Source organism: Rhizobium leucaenae USDA 9039, assembly GCF_000426285.1.
GTDB classification, from domain to species: domain Bacteria; phylum Pseudomonadota; class Alphaproteobacteria; order Rhizobiales; family Rhizobiaceae; genus Rhizobium; species Rhizobium leucaenae.
In genome coordinates, this window is the sequence record NZ_AUFB01000016.1 from 57,071 (window position 1) to 74,210 (window position 17,140).

The 17,140-nt window shown below is 58.7% G+C and carries 21 protein-coding genes and 1 tRNA gene; 13 read left to right on the forward strand and 9 right to left on the reverse strand.

Going from position 1 to position 17,140, the window contains the following annotated elements; translation table 11 throughout:
* Positions 1-244 precede the first annotated feature (244 nt).
* Complete coding sequence (locus tag K290_RS0122190) at positions 245-1,348, forward strand: porin (RefSeq protein WP_028753901.1); 1,104 nt, start codon at positions 245-247, stop codon at positions 1,346-1,348.
* A gap of 274 nt (positions 1,349-1,622) precedes the next feature.
* Positions 1,623-1,937, forward strand: a complete 315-nt coding sequence (locus K290_RS0122195) for a hypothetical protein (RefSeq protein ID WP_037135998.1) — start codon at positions 1,623-1,625, stop codon at positions 1,935-1,937.
* Between the two features lie 165 nt (positions 1,938-2,102).
* Here K290_RS0122195 and K290_RS0122200 read toward each other — a convergent pair whose 3' ends face one another.
* Both K290_RS0122200 and K290_RS0122205 read right to left on the reverse strand, forming a co-directional pair.
* On the reverse strand, positions 2,103-2,285 hold the full coding sequence (locus K290_RS0122200; protein WP_028753903.1) for a hypothetical protein: 183 nt from the start codon (positions 2,283-2,285) through the stop codon (positions 2,103-2,105).
* 263 nt (positions 2,286-2,548) lie between these two features.
* A tRNA-Asn gene (locus tag K290_RS0122205) sits at positions 2,549-2,623 on the reverse strand.
* A 117-nt stretch (positions 2,624-2,740) separates the two neighbouring features.
* Here K290_RS0122205 and K290_RS38445 point away from each other — a divergent pair.
* Positions 2,741-3,055: a membrane protein gene (locus tag K290_RS38445; protein ID WP_028753904.1), complete on the forward strand. Its 315-nt coding sequence runs from the start codon at positions 2,741-2,743 to the stop codon at positions 3,053-3,055.
* 10 nt (positions 3,056-3,065) lie between these two features.
* Here the strand turns inward: K290_RS38445 and K290_RS0122215 are convergent, their stop codons facing one another.
* Together K290_RS0122215 and K290_RS38765 are read right to left on the reverse strand one after the other, a co-directional pair.
* A complete protein-coding gene (locus K290_RS0122215) occupies positions 3,066-3,623 on the reverse strand; it encodes a sugar O-acetyltransferase (RefSeq protein WP_028753905.1) in 558 nt (185 codons plus the stop codon).
* 96 nt (positions 3,624-3,719) lie between these two features.
* Positions 3,720-3,845: a hypothetical protein gene (locus tag K290_RS38765; RefSeq protein WP_280750168.1), complete on the reverse strand. Its 126-nt coding sequence runs from the start codon at positions 3,843-3,845 to the stop codon at positions 3,720-3,722.
* 239 nt (positions 3,846-4,084) lie between these two features.
* Between K290_RS38765 and K290_RS0122225 the strand changes: the two genes are divergently transcribed.
* The 3 genes from K290_RS0122225 to K290_RS0122235 all read left to right on the forward strand — a co-directional run bounded on the left by K290_RS0122225 (position 4,085) and on the right by K290_RS0122235 (position 7,441).
* Positions 4,085-5,437 (forward strand): extracellular solute-binding protein, encoded by a 1,353-nt coding sequence (locus tag K290_RS0122225; protein WP_028753906.1) that lies wholly within the window; start codon positions 4,085-4,087, stop codon positions 5,435-5,437.
* A gap of 197 nt (positions 5,438-5,634) precedes the next feature.
* Positions 5,635-6,519: an ABC transporter permease subunit gene (locus K290_RS0122230; protein WP_028753907.1), complete on the forward strand. Its 885-nt coding sequence runs from the start codon at positions 5,635-5,637 to the stop codon at positions 6,517-6,519.
* Positions 6,520-6,526: 7 nt separating this feature from the next.
* The gene (locus K290_RS0122235; protein ID WP_028753908.1) at positions 6,527-7,441 is read left to right on the forward strand and encodes an ABC transporter permease subunit; all 915 of its coding nucleotides are present in this window, start codon (positions 6,527-6,529) and stop codon (positions 7,439-7,441) included.
* 227 nt (positions 7,442-7,668) lie between these two features.
* Here K290_RS0122235 and ugpC read toward each other — a convergent pair whose 3' ends face one another.
* The 3 genes from ugpC to K290_RS37430 form a co-directional block, all read right to left on the reverse strand.
* Positions 7,669-8,781 (reverse strand): sn-glycerol-3-phosphate ABC transporter ATP-binding protein UgpC, encoded by a 1,113-nt coding sequence (gene ugpC, locus K290_RS0122240; RefSeq protein ID WP_028753909.1) that lies wholly within the window; start codon positions 8,779-8,781, stop codon positions 7,669-7,671.
* 133 nt (positions 8,782-8,914) lie between these two features.
* Positions 8,915-9,745: an SDR family NAD(P)-dependent oxidoreductase gene (locus K290_RS0122245; RefSeq protein WP_028753910.1), complete on the reverse strand. Its 831-nt coding sequence runs from the start codon at positions 9,743-9,745 to the stop codon at positions 8,915-8,917.
* Positions 9,746-9,812: 67 nt separating this feature from the next.
* Positions 9,813-10,043, reverse strand: coding sequence for a hypothetical protein (locus tag K290_RS37430; RefSeq protein WP_154668651.1), 231 nt, complete (start codon positions 10,041-10,043; stop codon positions 9,813-9,815).
* Between K290_RS37430 and K290_RS0122255 the strand changes: the two genes are divergently transcribed.
* The 5 genes from K290_RS0122255 (at position 10,042) to K290_RS0122275 (ending at position 13,852) form a co-directional block, all read left to right on the forward strand.
* The gene (locus tag K290_RS0122255; RefSeq protein WP_028753911.1) at positions 10,042-11,082 is read left to right on the forward strand and encodes a cysteine synthase A; all 1,041 of its coding nucleotides are present in this window, start codon (positions 10,042-10,044) and stop codon (positions 11,080-11,082) included. The two genes, K290_RS37430 and K290_RS0122255, sit on opposite strands and share 2 nt — an antisense overlap.
* Before the next feature lie 3 nt (positions 11,083-11,085).
* Entirely contained in the window at positions 11,086-11,823 is a 738-nt protein-coding gene (locus K290_RS0122260) for an alanyl-tRNA editing protein (protein ID WP_028753912.1), read from the forward strand.
* A 53-nt stretch (positions 11,824-11,876) separates the two neighbouring features.
* Complete coding sequence (gene sseA / locus K290_RS0122265; protein ID WP_028753913.1) at positions 11,877-12,734, forward strand: 3-mercaptopyruvate sulfurtransferase; 858 nt, start codon at positions 11,877-11,879, stop codon at positions 12,732-12,734.
* 59 nt (positions 12,735-12,793) lie between these two features.
* Entirely contained in the window at positions 12,794-13,306 is a 513-nt protein-coding gene (locus K290_RS0122270; RefSeq protein WP_051264180.1) for a GNAT family N-acetyltransferase, read from the forward strand.
* Positions 13,307-13,378: 72 nt separating this feature from the next.
* Complete coding sequence (locus tag K290_RS0122275) at positions 13,379-13,852, forward strand: DUF1203 domain-containing protein (RefSeq protein WP_028753915.1); 474 nt, start codon at positions 13,379-13,381, stop codon at positions 13,850-13,852.
* Positions 13,853-13,917: 65 nt separating this feature from the next.
* On the opposite strand, the gene ald is transcribed toward K290_RS0122275, so the two are convergent.
* Positions 13,918-15,036: an alanine dehydrogenase gene (gene ald / locus K290_RS0122280; RefSeq protein ID WP_028753916.1), complete on the reverse strand. Its 1,119-nt coding sequence runs from the start codon at positions 15,034-15,036 to the stop codon at positions 13,918-13,920.
* Between the two features lie 151 nt (positions 15,037-15,187).
* On the opposite strand from ald, the gene K290_RS0122290 reads away from it, so the two are divergent.
* Positions 15,188-15,649, forward strand: a complete 462-nt coding sequence (locus K290_RS0122290) for an Lrp/AsnC family transcriptional regulator (protein WP_028753917.1) — start codon at positions 15,188-15,190, stop codon at positions 15,647-15,649.
* Positions 15,650-15,768: 119 nt separating this feature from the next.
* Here K290_RS0122290 and K290_RS0122295 read toward each other — a convergent pair whose 3' ends face one another.
* Positions 15,769-16,578: an endonuclease/exonuclease/phosphatase family protein gene (locus K290_RS0122295; protein ID WP_172831027.1), complete on the reverse strand. Its 810-nt coding sequence runs from the start codon at positions 16,576-16,578 to the stop codon at positions 15,769-15,771.
* A 163-nt stretch (positions 16,579-16,741) separates the two neighbouring features.
* Between K290_RS0122295 and K290_RS0122300 the strand changes: the two genes are divergently transcribed.
* Positions 16,742-17,101 carry a PilZ domain-containing protein gene (locus tag K290_RS0122300; protein ID WP_028753919.1) on the forward strand — a complete coding sequence of 120 codons (360 nt, stop codon included), beginning with the start codon at positions 16,742-16,744 and terminating at the stop codon, positions 17,099-17,101.
* Positions 17,102-17,140: the final 39 nt, after the last annotated feature.

Consider the following 17,140-nt stretch of genomic DNA (forward strand, 5'->3'; position numbering starts at 1 on the left):
CTAAGCCTGTGGAGACTGCCATCCGGGGAATTGCGTCATTTTTGCAACAAGATTCTTTTTCGAGTAGGGCACGAATAGTTCGCCTGTCTTAGTATCTTGTCAAATCAGCGCGACAGGTTCAGGAAATAGTTCGCGAGGCTTATTACTTCGCACCTACCGATAGGGAACATGAACGGGATGGGGTTGGGCACGTCGTTTTTCGGCGCGATATCTCACGCCCAATCAGAACAGATTGGAGTTATTTATGAACATCAAGAGCCTTCTTCTCGGCTCCGCTGCCGCGCTTGCAGCAGCATCCGGCGCTCACGCAGCCGACGCCATCGTCGCCGCTGAGCCGGAGCCGCTCGAATACGTTCGCATCTGCGACGCCTACGGTGCAGGCTACTTCTTCATCCCCGGCACCGAAACCTGCCTCAAGATCGGCGGCAAGGTTCGTACCGAAGGTGAGTGGTATAATGCTTACAATCGTGACAGCCATCAGGGTACGCTGTGGCACACCCGCGCCGAGCTGAATGTCGACACCGCGACCGACACCGAATACGGTCCGTTGAAGACCGAAACCATCGTTCGGTGGGACTGGAACGACGGCAACTCCACCAGCACCAACCTGCTGTGGTCCTATATCAGCCTCGGTGGCTTCACCGTTGGTAAGAAGGACTCCGCCTACAACCTCTACATTGGTTACGCCGGCGACGTCATCAACGACGACGTGATCTATGATGGTCCATACGAACTGAACCAGTTGACCTACAACTACGACGCAGGCAACGGCTTTACGGCAGTGGTCTCGCTCGAAGACTCCAACTCCAGCGGCTCGGGCGCCTCCTACGGCGCAAGCTGGTGGACCGATGACAAGGCCGATCATTATGCTCCGGACGTCGTTGCCGGTGCCGGTTACAAGGCCGGCGCATGGTCCTTCAAGGTCGTCGGTGGTTATGACTCCATCGTCGAAGAAGGCGCCATCAAGGCTCGCGTCGATGCAGACTTTGGTGGATTCACTGCCTTCTTGATGGGCGGCTGGAACACCGATGGCGACAAGCTCAACAAATATGCCGGTACCAACCAGGATATTTCTGCGTGCACCGCGCCGAACGGCACCGTGAACGATTCTAAGTGCGGTTGGGGCGACTGGGCCGTCTGGGGTGGCGTTGGCGTTCCGTTCAACGACAAGCTGAAGTGGAACGTACAGCTCGCCTACACCGACTCGAAGATCTTCGAAGCAACCTCGAACCTCAAGTTCAATCCGGTCAAGGATCTGCTGATCGAGCCGGAAGTGACCTACGTTCACTATGACTATGCCAAGGACGATACCGTCTCCGGCATTCTGCGCTTCGAACGCAACTTCTGACCTGATCTGAATTGACCTCCGATCAGAGAAGAGAGGGGCCTAGCTTTCCCTGCTAGGCCCCTTTTCTATGCCTATCACCGCCCCACCATATAACGCGATCTCACCCGGCATGGCCGGTTACGCCACTTTCGGTAGGCGACAACGCCAAATCTCATTAGGGGTGGCGTATCACACGTTGCAATTGACACTAAGGTCAACTTTAGAGGGGAACATTGCCGCCAACCCGGCGTTAAAGCCGTCAAGGGACGTTTCGTCCAACAAGGAGTCGATTGTTTTGACACACTTTGCTTCGATAGCCCTGGCCGCCTCGCTTACCATGGGAACAGTGCTGGCCGCCGCGGTACCAGCAACGGCAATGCCGTTGGCAAACTCGCCCTCGCCCAGCGTTTCCGATGTGATTCTGGTTCAGGAGCACGGATCCCGACGGAACCAGGACTGGTACGAGGGGCGCCGATATTGGCGTGATCGTCACTACCATCATCGCTATTGGAACGATAGCCGCTGGGATCGCCGTCGCTATTGGGATGATGACTGGCGCTACCGCCGCTATCACCATCGCCATGGAGGCATCTACTTCGAAATCCGGTAATCCCACCGGCGATGTTACAGCCATTGGCTCGCCAACGCTGAGGCGCTCACGGAACGAACTAGCGTGCCCTACGCCCAAAAACATTCCGGCCGTTGCCGAAGAATCGGCAACGGCCGGTCTTATCTTGTCGGCGATAACGGCCGGCGGCTCGAAACTGCTACCGGATCAACGGCAGACGCGTTCCTTGCGAACGACCCAATGGCCGTGAACGTGATGGCGCACGGTCTTCACGACGCAATGGTGATGATGATGGTTGTCGACATGCACAATCGTGGCCGCTTCAGACTGCGTGCTGATGCCGACAAAGGAAGCCAAAGCAACGGCGGAAGCAAGAATCAGATTTTTCATTTCGAACCTCTAAAGCATTTGGGGGAATATGCTGCGCGATAGCGCATGTCGTTCATGCGCCGATTCAGATTAACGGTACATGAATGTGTCCTCACATTTTCGAGAGCAGCCGGATGGAATGAATAAGTGAGCCGGAAGACCACCGCCATGGCGCAAGAAAAAGGCCGTGATCGTGGCCGCGCGAATGACAGCCGGGGTGGACTGAAATGCCTGAAAATGAAAAAGCCACATTCCCAACGAGGTGAATGTGGCTTTTTGAAAACTGGCTCCCCGGGCCGGATTCGAACCGGCGACCTGTCGATTAACAGTCGAATGCTCTACCGCTGAGCTACCAGGGAATACCGCTTGGCGCGGTGTGAGTGGGCTAATACAAATGCTTTCCCGATTTGCCAAGCAGTTTTTTCAAAAAAATCCATTTCCCTTGTATTATTTCGTCGCCTTACCATTTCCTGTGGATGACCGATCAAGGCAGACCCCAAGAAAAGACTGCTCGCGCCGGCAACGAAAAGGCGCGGCGTTTCGGAATAGATCATACCACACATGAGCTCGTCATTGGCTCCATTCGTATTCCGCTTCCGCAATCGAGGCTCGCCCGTCTTGGCATCGGACTTGCGTTGATCTTCGGTGGCTTTCTCGGCTTTCTCCCGATCCTCGGTTTCTGGATGTTGCCGCTCGGCTTCATCGTGTTGTCGCATGATCTGCCAATCGTACGGCGCTGGCGACGGCGCCTTGCCGTGTGGTGGACGAGACGGCGGCGTTCGATAGATTGAGATCCGTCGCCTATTTGGCGACCAAAGCCCTCGCGGGATTGCCTATTACGGTCGTGCCCGCCTCGACATCCTTGGTAACGACAGCGCCCGCTCCGACAATCGCACCGTCGCCGATGGTCACGCCGCCAAGGATGATGGCGCCGCCGCCGATCCAGACATCCCTGCCGATCTCGACCGGCCGTGCGATTTCCAGCCCCCTGCGCCGCTGTGCCGGATCCTTATGGTGCTCGGCACAATATATATGAACACCCGGCCCCAGCATACAGCCTTCGCCGATGCGTACCGGGGCGGTATCGAGAATGGTACAGCCGGCATTAAGATAGACGCGCGGACCAATCGAGATGTTCATGCCATAGGCGCAATGAAACGGTGCTTCGATGAATACGCGCTCGGCCACATCCGCAAAAAGCATGGATAGCGCAGGACCGATCCCGCCGCGCTGGCCGGGGGACATGGTGTTATGCTCATGCACAGCTTCCCGGGCAAGTGTTCGCAAGCCATCGAGTTCCGGATCGAGGCAGCAATACCATTCTCCCACCGCCATCTTCTGTCGCTCGCTTTGGCCCATTGGTCCGCTCCCCGACGCCTCCGTCACCATGCCGGGATGATCATGCACACGATCAGGGCGGGCGGCAAGGAGAGCTCTCGGCTCGGTTTGCGCTCCTCAATATCCGGCGATCAGCAACGCCAGGGGACCGAACGCCATCACGGTGAGGGCCGCCATGATCAGCAGCAGCTCCCGCATTATATATCGTTCCACCCTGATGAGGCGCCGGGATCGACGATCCATGCGTGACTCCTCTCGATATCGAAATATTAGGCGCACCTTATTCTACACTTAAAGCGCCGTCTCCCCCTCCTAACGAATTAATCCGCCATAGCCCTTTAAAAGCGTCCGCAAAGGCGCAAAACTGCGTGCGGACGCGAGGTTTCCGCCCACAACAAACTGTCACACAGCTTGTCTATAACGCCGCTGCCGCGAACTTGCCCAAGGCCACCGGTTCCGAGCTTTCAAAAGGAAATAGGGATATGTCCAAATTTTATAACTGCATTTCGGCGGCTGCCGCCGGCGTCATGAGCTTAGCGCTGGCCCTGCCGGCTGCTGCTGCTCCGATCAAGTTCGATTTCTGGTTCGGCCTGTCCGGCGATCTGGAGCGTGTCGTTCAGACGATGTGCACGAACTTCAACAATTCGCAGACCGACTATCAGGTTGTCTGCACCAGCCAGGGCAACTACGACGCCGCTCTGCAGAACACCATTGCCGCCTTCCGCGCTGGCAAGCAGCCGGCAATCGTGCAGGTTTATGACGTCGGCACTGCAACCATGATGCTCTCCGGCGCCTATTATCCGGTTGGCAAGCTGATGTCGGAAAACGGCTACAAGATCGACTGGAACGACTATTTCCCGGGCATCGCGCGTTATTACGCGACATCGAAGGGCGAACTGCTTTCCTTCCCGTTCAACTCTTCGACCGCCCTGCTCTATTGGAACAAGGATGCCTTCGCAAAGATCGGCAAGACCGCCGCTCCGAAGACCTGGGAAGAAGCCGCCGACGACATGAAGGCGCTGAAGGGCGCTGGTTATGATTGCCCGATGGCCATCAACATCTCCGCCAACGAAAGCTGGCAATTGATGGAGCAGTTCTCGGCCATCCACAACGAGCCGGTCGCTACCCAGAACAACGGCTATGACGGCCTCGACGCCCGCCTGACCGTCAACAAGACCAAGTTCGTCAAATACGTCACCGACCTCAAGAGCTGGTATGACGCTGGTCTCATCAAGATCAAGTCGAAGGATCTCGGCCAGGATATGGTTCAGGCCTTTGCATCGGGCGATTGCCAGATGATCATGACCTCGGTCGGCGACCACGGCACGGTCGGCAAGACGCAGAAGGCCGGCATGAACTGGGATGTTGCCGAACTTCCGGCCTACGCCGGCACCGAGCGCAAGAATTCGCTCGTCGGGGGCGCTTCGCTCTGGGTTCTCTCCGGCAAGTCGGCTGACGAATACAAGGGCGCAGCAGCGTTCCTGAACTTCATCCACGATCCGAAGACCGCTCTCTTCTGGTCGACCAACACAGGCTACATCCCGGTCACGAAGTCCGGCTTCGATTTCATGAAGTCCTCCGGCTTCTACGACAAAGCTCCGTATAAGGGCCGCGAAGTCGCGATCGCCAGCCTGACCGCTTCCGAGCCGACCCCGATCACCCGCGGCGTCCGCCTCGGCAACTTCACGCAGATTCGCGCCGAGTTCGCCAATCAGATGCAGGCCATCTTCGCCAACAAGGTCAGCGTCCAGGAAGGCCTCGACAACCTCGTCAAGAACAGCAATGCTGTTCTCGACCGCTTCGAAGCAACCTACAAGGGCAAGCAACTGCCGTAAGCAACCAGCCCATCAGTAGAGGACGTCCGTCGGGAAATTCCGACGGACGTTCGCTATGACCGCAAATGGTACCAGAGTATCCTGCTTTCAGTTGGTTTCATCTGAAACGGATAAGATGTTCTCGATTCGAACGGGTGAGCGTCCTCTGTGCGTTCAGATGGCCGCACGGCGCTCCGGGTTCCAAGCCGGAAGAAGCAATGGAAAAGCGTACGACTTTCAGCAAGTGGAGCGTCGGCATCCTGTTCGCAGTGCCGCAACTCCTCCTCATCTTCACCTTCTTCTATTGGCCCGCCGGCCAGGCGATCTTTTGGTCGCTGACGCTGCAGCAACCCTGGGGCGGCGGCAATATCTGGGTCGGGCTCGACAACTTCAGATCGATTCTTGCCAGTGCCGATTACTGGAACTCGGTGACGATCAGCATCATCTTCGCAGCGATCAGCACCAGCATTGCCATGGGCGTCGCGCTGATACTGGCCGCTCTCACGGATCGGCAGCTCCGCGGTTCGAAGTTCTATAGCGTCGTGCTCATCTGGCCTTACGGCATTGCGGCGCCTGCTTCGGCAATGGCCTTCCGTTTCATCCTGGCCCCCGAAGCCGGGTTCATGTCCATCGTCAACCACTATTGGCCGGGCCTATGGGATCCGGGCCTCGACGGCACCGCCGCTATGGCCACCATCATCGCCGCCTTCTCGTGGAAATATATCGGCTACAGCTTCATCTTCTTTCTTGCCGCCTTCCAGGCCATTCCGCGTTCATTGATCGAAGCAGCGGCAATGGACGGCTCGGGCGTGATCCGGCGCTTCTGGGACATTCAGTTCCCGCTGATCACGCCGACAATCTTCTTCCTGCTGGTGATCAACATCACCGAAAGCTTCCAGGATTCGTTCGGGATCGTCGACATCATGACCGCAGGTGGCCCACACAACTCAACCAATCTCATGGTCTACAAGATCTATTCTGATGGTTTCAAAGGACTCGATTTTTCCGGCGCGGCGGCACAAAGTATCATTCTGATGCTGCTGATCATCGTGCTCACCATCTTCCAGTTCCGCTTCATCGAGCGGCGCGTGCATTACCGTTGAGGCTGACATGGTCGAGCGCACACCCATCCTTAATTTCTTCACCCATCTGATCCTATTCATCGGCTTCGTAATGGCAGTGGGACCGATAACCATCGTGGCGATCGCCGCATCCCATAATCTGGCCGAGGTCAATCAGGTACCGATGTCTCTGATCCCCGGCACCGATTTCTGGGTCAATCTCAAGACGGCGTGGACCACGGCCGATCTCGGGCCCAAACTGCTGAACAGCCTGATCTTCGCGGGCGGCGTGGCGGCGGGCAAGGTGATCATTTCAGCGCTTACCGCCTTTTCGCTTGTCTATTTTCGTTATCCGGGCCGCCATTTCATCTTCTGGCTGGTCTTCATAACGCTGATGCTGCCGCTTGAAGTACGTATCGTGCCGACCTATGCGGTCATCGCAAACGTCCTGTCTCCCTATCAGGGCATGCTCGATATCACCGGCCTTACCTGGCTCATCGAGAAGGTTACAGGCATTCAGGTCTCGCTGAACCTCGGGCTGCTCAATTCCTATCCCGGCCTGATCCTGCCGCTGGTCGCCACGGCGACCGGCACTTTCCTCTACCGTCAATTCTTCCTGACAATCCCCGACGAGCTGACGGAGGCCGCGCGTATGGACGGCGCTGGATCGCTACGCTTCTTCTTCGACATCCTGTTGCCGCTGTCGCGCACCAATATGGCGGCGCTCGGCACCATCATGTTCCTATGGGCCTGGAACCAATATCTGTGGCCGCTGCTCATCACCACCGATCCGTCGCATGCGACCGCAGTGACCGAACTCAAGCAGCTCATCCCGAATGTCGGCGGCCTTCCCGAGTGGCACATCGCCATGGCCGGCACGCTGATCGTCATGATCCCGCCGCTCCTCGTCGTCGTCCTGATGCAGCGCTGGTTCGTTCGCGGTCTCATCGCCACCGAGAAGTGATCGGATTGTTTGCCGCGCTTCCTTTGAGAAGGCGGCGACTTACAGCAGCCCGACTATCGTCGAGAGCGCCGTGTGTTCATCTGAACGCACGGTGCTTTCATTTTTGAATCCAGACGTATTGTCCGCTTGGATGACTTAATCTGAAAACAAGATTGCTCCGGGCAATAAAAAGCCCGGAAATCGGTAGGGATTTCCGGGCGTTGCTGCTGAAAATTGATGTTTGAAAATTAGTTTGCCGCGACCTTGAGAGGCGTAACCGAGGCAATAGTATCGAGCCGCAGGCCGGTGTCCTGGGCGAAGAGATGCGTATGCTGTTGGGCGATCTCCAGGCCGACGGCATCACCCGTCTGTCCCGTGGTATGGTCGGCCACGGCAATGGCGAAGCTGGAGCCGTTAATGTCGCAGTGGATGACGCGGCCGGCGCCGAGTTCTTCGACGAAATCCACGGTGGCAGGAACGGCGCCCGGCGTGCCGGCCGGCACGAGACGCGCATGTTCCGGGCGGATGCCGAGCGTGACCGGCAGGCCGGCATGACGCTTGCCGATGTTCGCGTCGACGGCGATCGGCAGGCCATCAAAGATAAACTGCTCGCCATTCGCCGAGAAGGAACCTTCGAGGAAATTCATTGCCGGCGAACCGATGAAGGAACCGACGAAACGGGTGCGCGGCGCGTTATAGACCTCGAGCGGCGTGCCGACCTGCACGACATTGCCCTTGTACATAACCACCAGCTTGTCGGCGAGCGTCATGGCCTCGACCTGATCGTGAGTGACGAAAACCGAGGTGGCCGACAGGCGCTTGTGCAGGCGGCGGATTTCGACGCGCATCTGGACCCGCAGCTTGGCATCGAGGTTGGAGAGCGGTTCGTCGAAGAGGAAGACCTTCGGTTCTCGGATGATGGCGCGGCCCATGGCGACACGCTGACGCTGGCCGCCCGAAAGCTCGGACGGCTTACGGGCGAGGAAGTCCTCCAGGCCAACGATGCGCGCCGTTTCCCTGATGCGACGTTCACGTTCCTCGCGCGGCACGCCGGCCACTTTCAACGCGTAGCCCATATTGGCGGCGACATCCATGTGCGGATAAAGCGCGTAGTTCTGGAAGACCATGGCGCAGCCGCGTTCGCGCGGCTCGAGCTGATTGACGACCTTGCCGTCGATGATGATCTCGCCCGAGGTAATATCCTCGAGACCGGCGATCATGCGCATCAGGGTGGACTTGCCGCATCCGGAAGGGCCAAGGATGACGACGAACTCTCCGGAACGGAAGGTCAGATCGACGCCATGCACGACCTGATTGCGTCCATAGGCCTTGCGAACTTGCTCGATCCGGATCTCTGCCATCTTGCGCTTTCCTGCCTGTCAATTCTGGGCCTGTCAGTTCGCTGGACTGCTAGCGAACTTGCATTACAAATAGGTGACAAGGCCCGGCGAATTGTGCAGCGCACAAGCTTTTCGGCAAGTGGACGCTTCGCGACTATTCCGCCGGATGCGGATTGGGATGATGGCCGGCGGCTCGCGACGGGCGACGGCCATCGATGATACGCCGGATGATCCGAAAATAAAGGCTATAGGGCAGGAAGTTCAGCAATTTTGCCCGGTAGGTAAAGCTCTTGGGAAAGGTGATTTCGAAAGCCGGCGATTTCAAACCGGCGGCGATCGCCTTCGCCGCATCTTCGGCGGATATCAGCCCCGGCATCGAAAACTTGTTTTTGCCGGTCAGCGCCGTATCGACGAAGCCCGGTGTGACGAGCTGTATATGAATGCCCATGCGGTCAAGTTCGAAATTCAGGCTTTCGGCCATGTTGATCAGCGCGGCCTTGGTCGCCCCATAGGCTGCGCCCGCGGGAACCCCGCCATAGCCAGCGGCCGAAGAGACGATGGCGATCTGCCCGTATCCCCTAGCCCTCATGTGGCGCACCGCCGGCACCAGGCAATTGACGACGCCGTGGAGATTGACGGCAAAGCTGCGGTCGAAAACATCATGGTTCAGATCCTCGCCTCGCGCCGGCAGGTATATGCCGGCATTGAGAACCACCAGCGCCAGACCGCCGTGTTGATATTCGATCGCCGCGACCGTGTGCTCCATATCCTCGGCATTAGTGACATCGCCGTCGAGTACGATGATGCTGCCGGGCAGCCCCTGCGCTTCCGCCTGCAACTCCAGCAGCTTGTCGTGGCGGCGGGCGGTGACGGCAACCTTGTAACCCTCGCCCGCAAGCTTCAAAGCCAGCGCCCGGCCAATCCCGGAGCTGGCGCCTGTGATCCAGATCGCTCCATGTTCAGGACGGGCAATGAATGGGCGCATGTTTTTTCTCCTTGGCTGGCGACCTGCCCAACGCAGCCTTCGGGCGATCTTCCTCAGCATTTTAGAACTAGCGCATCATTGTGGCCGCTTTCGGCCAAGGTAAGGCGGCATGGTCGAAATCCGCGCAGACGAAGCGGACGAACGGGGCTTTCATCGCGCTTTGTGGATGGGTTTCATGTCCCAAGTTGAATTTTGCGGCCTGGAAGAGGAGCGTGGAACAGAATTTCTTGCCTATGCCGCCTTGTGAAGGGAAAAGACCGTTCTTACAGTAGTCTTGAACAGAAGGCAGAGATTCCATGACCGTCCATCCCTCCGTCCTAGAAGCGATCGGCAACACGCCACTGATCAAACTCAAGGGTGCCTCCGAGGCGACGGGCTCGACCATCCTTGGCAAGGCGGAGTTCCTGAACCCCGGCCAGTCGGTCAAGGATCGCGCCGCGCTCTACATCATTCGCGATGCCGAAAGGAAAGGCCTGCTGAAGCCCGGCGGCGTCATCGTCGAGGGGACTGCAGGCAATACGGGCATTGGCCTGACGGTGGTTGCCAAGGCACTCGGCTACCGCACCGTCATCGTAATTCCGGAAACACAGAGCCAGGAAAAGAAGGACGCGCTGAGGCTGCTCGGCGCCGAGCTGGTGGAAGTGCCGGCCGTTCCCTACAAGAACCCCAACAACTACGTGAAGGTTTCCGGGCGGCTTGCCGCGGAGTTGGCGAAGACCGAGCCGAATGGTGCGATCTGGGCGAACCAGTTCGACAATGTCGCCAATAGGCAGGCGCATATCGAAACGACGGCCAAGGAAATCTGGGCCGACACCAACGGCAAGATCGACGGCTTTATCTGCTCGGTCGGTTCCGGCGGCACGCTGGCGGGTGTCGCCATGGGCCTGCACGGCTTCAACAAGGACATCAAGATCGGCATTGCCGATCCTGAGGGGGCCGCGCTTTACGAATTCTACAAGAACGGCGAGCTGAAATCCTCCGGCTCTTCGATCACCGAAGGGATCGGCCAAGGCCGCGTGACGGCGAATCTCGAAGGTTTCAAGCCCGATTTCGCCTATCAGATCACCGATGCCGAAGCCCTGCCCTATGTCTTCGACCTGGTCGAACACGAAGGTCTCTGCCTCGGCGGCTCGACGGCCATCAATATTGCCGGAGCCGTGCGCCTTGCCAAGGATCTCGGCCCCGGCCATACGATCGTGACCATCCTCTGCGACTATGGCAATCGCTATCAGTCCAAGCTTTTCAATCCGGATTTCCTAAGGTCGAAGGGTCTGCCGCTACCGGCATATCTGACGACCACGTCCGATATTCCTATTCCTTACGAAAACCTGGCGTGATTTATGTCGGTGAATGCCCTTTATCGTGACGATTTCTATCTCTCGACCGCCGAAGCTGTCGTAACCGCAATTCACGAAGATGGGGGCATCGAGCTCGATCAAACCTGCTTCTATGCCACGTCAGGCGGGCAGCCGGGCGACACAGGATTCTTCGAGCGTGCCGACGGTTCGAAAATTGCGCTTGGCCAGACCAGGCATGGGGCGACAAAGGATATCATCATCCATGTGCCGCAGCAGGGTGAAGCATCGCCCGCCATCGGCGAGAAGCTGGTGATGCATGTGGACTGGCCGCGTCGCTACAGGCTGATGCGTATGCACACGGCTTGCCATCTGCTCTCGGTCGTCTGCCAATATCCGATCACAGGTGCTGCGGTCGGCGAGGACGAAAGCCGCGTCGATTTCGACATGAGCGAGACGATCGACAAGGACGAGGTGACGGCGAAGATGATGGCGCTCGTCGATGAGAACCATCCGGTTTTTGTCCAATGGATCACGGATGAGGAGCTTGCAGCCAATCCGGGTATCGTCAAGTCGAAGAATGTGCGTCCGCCGATTGGACTCGGCCGCGTCAGCCTAGTCTGCATCGGCGAGAACTCCGCCATTGACAGCCAGCCTTGCGGCGGCACACATGTGTCGGAGACGCAGGAAGTCGGGGCAATCTACATCGCCAAGATCGAGAAGAAGGGCAAGGAGAACCGCCGCTTCCGCATCCGTTTCGGCACGGCCACCGACGAAGTTTGAGCCGCGGTTTCCTGTAATAAATAAGGCCCGATACAAATCAGGGAGAGATTATCATGACAGCGGAGAAGAGCCGTTTCGTCGTAACGGCCGATTGGCTGCAGAGGGAATTGGGCGCCCAGGATTTGCGGATCCTCGACGCATCCTTCTATCTGCCGGCGCAAAAGCGCGATGCCGATGCCGAATATGCCAGCGGCCACATTCCCGGCGCCATCCGCTTCGATCAGGACAAGATCGCCGATCACTCCACCGGCCTGCCGCATATGGTGCCTTCGCCGGAATTCTTCGCAGCCGAGGTCGGCAAGCTCGGCATCAGCGAGACCGATCGCATCGTCATCTATGATGGCCCCGGCGTCTTCGCATCGCCGCGGGTCTGGTGGCTGTTTCATGTGGTCATGGGCGCTGCGAATGTTTTCGTGCTCGACGGGGGCCTAGATGGCTGGAAGGCCGAGGGACGACCGCTGGAAACCACCCTGCCGGCATATGCACCTGCCACCTTCAAGCCGAATTTCAATGCAGCCCGCGTTGTCGCCTTCGATGAGATGCGCGAGATCGTCGACAGCGGCTCCTCGCAGATCGCCGATGCCCGCAGCGCCGGCCGCTTTGCCGCCACCGAGCCGGAGCCGCGCGAAGGCATGCGCTCCGGCCATATGCCGGGCGCCAAGAGCCTGCCGTCCGGCAGCTTCGCAGTGAACGGCAAATTCAAGTCCCTGCCGGAACTGCGCGAAACGATCGAGAACGCCGGTATCGATCTTGAAAAGCCTGTGGTAACCACCTGCGGCTCCGGGATCACGGCTGCCATTATCACGCTGGCGCTGGAATCGCTCGGCCACGGCGCCAACCGGCTCTATGACGGCTCATGGTCGGAATGGGGCAGCCGGCCGGATACTCCTATCGTCACCGGCAAAGACTGAGCGGCACCGTTCCCGTGAAAACCCCATCGTCGCTCAAAGTCCATATCACCCGGCTGGAAATGACCGCGCCGCCCAAGGCGAGCCTGCCTGTGCCCGTCAACATCCAGACGGCGATCATGCGCTCGCCGGGCATTCCCCTGCCCTTCTACCGCTATCTCTATCGCCAGGTCGGCGCCCGCTGGCATTGGGTCGATCGGCTTCGTATGCATGACGAGGAACTGACGGCCGTTCTGCACGACCAGCGCAACGACATCAGCGTGCTCTATGTCAACGGCGCTCCGGCCGGCTTCTTCGAATATTTCCGCGAGGATGAGGAAACGATCGAGCTCAGCCATTTCGGCCTGATCGAGCACGCTCTCGGGCTCGGCATCGGCAAATGGTTCCTGTTGCAGGCGCTCTACGCAATGTGGACGCTAAGCCCGCAACGCATCACCACGACCACCAACAATCTCGATCATCCGCGAGCGTTACAGCTCTACCAGATGTTCGGCTTCTCTCCGGTCTCAACCGGCGAAGGCATCGTCAGGCCGCTGAGCGACAAGGAATTGCTGGACTTGGCGAAGAAAAGCTAACCGCAGGAATCGGGTGGCTTCTCCCGCCATCGCGGCGCATCACATGACAAATCGCGAAAAAGGAGATTTGTCATGCCCGCCATTGCCTTTGCCGCCATGCCGACGTCAGACGCCGAAACCCTCTGGAACGGCGGCGCGGATGCCTATGATCACCAACCGGAGACAATGGTCTCGGATGGTCCCGGCCATCCCTGCCGCCATTGCCTGCGCAACATCGATGCCGGCGAAGAACTCTATGTCTTCGCCTATCGGCCGTTTCCCGAGTTGCAGCCCTATGCGGAGACCGGGCCGATTTTCCTGCACAAAGTGCCTTGCCGGCGCTATGAAGCCGAGGAAATCCTGCCGCCGGTACTGACGACAAGCCCGGATTTCATCGTACGGGGATATGGCGAAAACAACCGCATCGTCTACGGTACCGGCGCCGTGACACCGACCGATGATATCAAAGCCTATGCCGCCGAACTCCTAAGCCGTGAAGGCATCGCCTATGTGCATGTCCGCTCGGCACGCAACAATTGCTACCAGTGCCGGATCGACCGGGCTTAGCTCGATAGAAGAAGCGCCGGCACCTCAGAATGCCGGCGCTTCCATTCAACGCAGCGCGATGGGATTTACGCTACGTTCAAGACGCTTTCCGGAGCGAAGGCTTCATAGCCGAGCGCTTCGGCGACGGGCCTGTTGGTCACGCGGCCTTTGTGGATATTGAGGCCGTTGCGCAGGTGCTTATCCTCGGCAATGGCGCGCAGGCCCCGGTCTGCGAGGGCGAGGCCATAATAGATGGTGGCATTGTTCAGCGCATGCGCCGAAGTGACCGGAACCGCACCCGGCATGTTGGCGACGCAATAATGCACGATGCCTTCGACCTCGTAGGTCGGTTCGGAATGGGTCGTAGCATGCGAGGTTTCGAAGCAACCGCCCTGGTCGATGGCGACGTCAACGATGACGGCACCCTTCTTCATGCCGGAGAGCATTTCGCGCGTGACGAGCTTCGGCGCTGCTGCGCCGGGGATCAACACGGCGCCGATGACGAGATCGGCGGCGAAGACCTCTTCTTCGAGCGCCTGGATGCTGGAATAGCGCGTGTGGACACGGCCGTTGAAGATGTCGTCCAACTGGCGCAGGCGCGGCAGCGAACGATCGAGAATGCTGACATCGGCGCCGAGCCCCGCCGCCATCTTGGCAGCATGAAGGCCGACGACACCGCCGCCGATGATGGCGACCTTGGCCGGCAGGACGCCGGGCACACCACCAAGCAGGATGCCGAGGCCGCCATTGGCTTTCTGCAACGCGGTGGCGCCCGCCTGGATGGACAGGCGGCCCGCCACTTCCGACATCGGTGCAAGCAGCGGCAGGCCGCCGCGCTCATCGGTGACGGTTTCATAGGCGACAGCGGTAACGCCGGAGGCGATGAGGCCCTTGGTCTGCTCCGGATCGGGCGCGAGGTGCAGATAGGTATAGAGAAGCTGGCCGTCGCGCAGTTGCGCCCATTCGGAAGCCTGCGGCTCCTTGACCTTCACGATCATGTCGCACTTTTCAAAAATGTCCTTCGCGGTGGCGGCGATCTTGGCGCCGGCGGCGATATAGGCGTGATCATCGGCACCAATACCGGCACCCGCTTTGGTCTCGACCCAGACCTCATGACCATGGGCAACATATTCGCGAACGGATGCGGGCGTCAGACCGACGCGATATTCATGATTCTTGATCTCTTTCGGACAACCAACGCGCATTTTCTTCTCCCTGAATGCTTATCCGCTTTGCAACTGTTCCGCTCTGAATGAGAACACCTTCGCTTTGAAATGTCCTTGCAAAGACAATTTGCCGAACTGGCTTTTTTCGTGAATTATTGCGTCAAAGCGAAATTTTTCGAAGGGTCTTCGAATGCCTAATATAGACACCATCGATCGTTCGATTTTGCGCGTGCTGCAACAGAACGCCCGGATCACCAATGCCGAGCTTGCCGAAAAAATCGGCCTCTCGCCCTCCGCCTGCTCGCGCCGGCTCGACATTCTGGAGAAGAATGGCGTGATCGGCGGCTATCATGCACGGCTGTCGCACAAGGCGCTGGACTACAAGATGATCGCCATCGTGCACATCTCGCTATCCGGCCAGTTTGCCAAGACGCTGTCGGAATTCGAAACGGCGGTCAAACGCTGCCCCAACGTGCTCGTCTGCTATCTCATGTCCGGCGAATACGATTATATCCTGCGCGTCGCCGCGCGCGATCTCGAAGACTACGAACGCATCCACCGCGACTGGCTCTCCGCCTTGCCGCATGTGGTGAAGATCAATTCCAGCTTCGCGTTGCGCGAAATCATCGACCGGCCGAATGTCGGGCTCTAGAGCGGTTCAGCGCTTCACGGAATCGCTTTCCCTCTCTATCCCTTTGTTTTTACGCATTCCGGACGGAAAACCGCTTCGCACTTTTCGTGGAAGTGCTCTAAGCTGCGCGGAAGATCGAACTATCGTAGGTCGAGCAGCAAGGCGCGGTGATCGGAGACTTCCGGCTCGGCGACGGCGTCGAATGCAATCACCTCCACAGCCGATGTCACCAGCATATAGTCGGCGAAACGCGGCTCCTTGCGATAATAGGAGGTCCGTGTGTCGCGGTGGCCGCGCGAGGTAACGAGGTCGGAAAGTCCGAATGCGCTCAGGGCATCGAAGGTCATGCTCCCCGGCAGCACATTGAAGTCGCCGCAGACGACGAGCCTCTCATCGCCCTGGCGAACGCGCCGGATGAGTTCCACCAACGCGTCCGCCTGATGGCGACGCGCCGGCGTGTCGCCCTTGCCTTCAAGATCACGCAGGCCATGCATCTGCGCGATGGTGACGGGGAAACCGCCCTCGTAATCGAAGATGCGAATACAGTGCGCGTTGCGCGACCGCGGATGCAGACCCCAGCCGTCGGCCGAGAATTCCCCATGCACGAAACCCGAGGCCTGGCCGATGACCGGATAGGATCTGCGCACAAAGGTTGCCAAGCCGAATTCGGACGCGATCCGCCGGTCGCCATCGAAGAGATCGCCCCGCGCCGTCGGGCTGAAGAATGCGTCATATGCCGGAAGAGCTGCGCTGATCTCATCGAAGAGATTGGCCCGCTGCGCAAGCTCGACCCCATGATCGCGATAAACCAGCCATTCGGATTGCGCGTCTGCGGTGCGCCCGACTTCCTGCAGGCACAGGACATCCGCGTCGACCTCGACGAGATATCGCATCAGCGGCTCATACAGCAGGCCGCCCCATACATTCAGTGAAACGATGCGCAACGTCATTCCTTCTTTCCCAAAATCCCCGCCTGACCCGCACTGAGTTGAAACCATTAAAATCAGGCGGTCCCGATTCGGAACGGATCACGTCAATTTTAGCGATCGTTCTAAGCACCTTTCAACGCCTGCCTGCTATCCGGTACGTCAGATACATGCATCGAGGTTAGTCATGCACCCGATTTCAAAACCGCTCACCGAGAGCAATCTGAAAATCAAAGCGAGGCGTTCCCAGCGCAAGCGTGCCCGTCTGATGGGTCGAATCCGGTATTTCGCCAAGGCGGTTACCGGCCGCGTTGTCGATATTTCCACCGGCGGCATTGCGCTCGACCTGCAATCGCCGATCCATGCCGCCGCCGGCAGCAAGGTCCGTGTCGAATGCGACGACATCGGCATCTTGGAGGGCATCGTACGCTGGACCCATAGCGGCCGGATCGGCATCGAATTCGATCCCTCCTCTAATGCAGCGGCTCAGGTCGCTTCCTATTTCCGCTTTTTCCACAAGGACATACAGCCGGTTCTGAAACGCTGACGGCTTCTTCTTTCCCTGACGCCGGGACCACAATAAGCC

Coding starts and splice junctions, on each gene's coding strand:
- K290_RS0122255 (WP_028753911.1), top strand. CDS start 10,042: ATGACCGTCCATCCCTCCGTCCTAGAAGCGATCGGCAACACGCCACTG.
- K290_RS0122215 (WP_028753905.1), bottom strand. CDS start 3,623: ATGGGCCAAAGCGAGCGACAGAAGATGGCGGTGGGAGAATGGTATTGC.
- ald (WP_028753916.1), bottom strand. CDS start 15,036: ATGCGCGTTGGTTGTCCGAAAGAGATCAAGAATCATGAATATCGCGTC.
- K290_RS0122190 (WP_028753901.1), top strand. CDS start 245: ATGAACATCAAGAGCCTTCTTCTCGGCTCCGCTGCCGCGCTTGCAGCA.
- K290_RS0122260 (WP_028753912.1), top strand. CDS start 11,086: ATGTCGGTGAATGCCCTTTATCGTGACGATTTCTATCTCTCGACCGCC.
- K290_RS38765 (WP_280750168.1), bottom strand. CDS start 3,845: ATGGATCGTCGATCCCGGCGCCTCATCAGGGTGGAACGATATATAATG.
- K290_RS0122290 (WP_028753917.1), top strand. CDS start 15,188: ATGCCTAATATAGACACCATCGATCGTTCGATTTTGCGCGTGCTGCAA.
- K290_RS0122295 (WP_172831027.1), bottom strand. CDS start 16,578: ATGACGTTGCGCATCGTTTCACTGAATGTATGGGGCGGCCTGCTGTAT.
- K290_RS0122235 (WP_028753908.1), top strand. CDS start 6,527: ATGGTCGAGCGCACACCCATCCTTAATTTCTTCACCCATCTGATCCTA.
- K290_RS0122275 (WP_028753915.1), top strand. CDS start 13,379: ATGCCCGCCATTGCCTTTGCCGCCATGCCGACGTCAGACGCCGAAACC.
- K290_RS37430 (WP_154668651.1), bottom strand. CDS start 10,043: ATGGAATCTCTGCCTTCTGTTCAAGACTACTGTAAGAACGGTCTTTTC.
- K290_RS0122245 (WP_028753910.1), bottom strand. CDS start 9,745: ATGCGCCCATTCATTGCCCGTCCTGAACATGGAGCGATCTGGATCACA.
- K290_RS0122300 (WP_028753919.1), top strand. CDS start 16,742: ATGCACCCGATTTCAAAACCGCTCACCGAGAGCAATCTGAAAATCAAA.
- K290_RS0122270 (WP_051264180.1), top strand. CDS start 12,794: ATGACCGCGCCGCCCAAGGCGAGCCTGCCTGTGCCCGTCAACATCCAG.
- K290_RS0122230 (WP_028753907.1), top strand. CDS start 5,635: ATGGAAAAGCGTACGACTTTCAGCAAGTGGAGCGTCGGCATCCTGTTC.
- K290_RS0122225 (WP_028753906.1), top strand. CDS start 4,085: ATGTCCAAATTTTATAACTGCATTTCGGCGGCTGCCGCCGGCGTCATG.
- ugpC (WP_028753909.1), bottom strand. CDS start 8,781: ATGGCAGAGATCCGGATCGAGCAAGTTCGCAAGGCCTATGGACGCAAT.
- K290_RS0122200 (WP_028753903.1), bottom strand. CDS start 2,285: ATGAAAAATCTGATTCTTGCTTCCGCCGTTGCTTTGGCTTCCTTTGTC.
- K290_RS38445 (WP_028753904.1), top strand. CDS start 2,741: ATGACCGATCAAGGCAGACCCCAAGAAAAGACTGCTCGCGCCGGCAAC.
- sseA (WP_028753913.1), top strand. CDS start 11,877: ATGACAGCGGAGAAGAGCCGTTTCGTCGTAACGGCCGATTGGCTGCAG.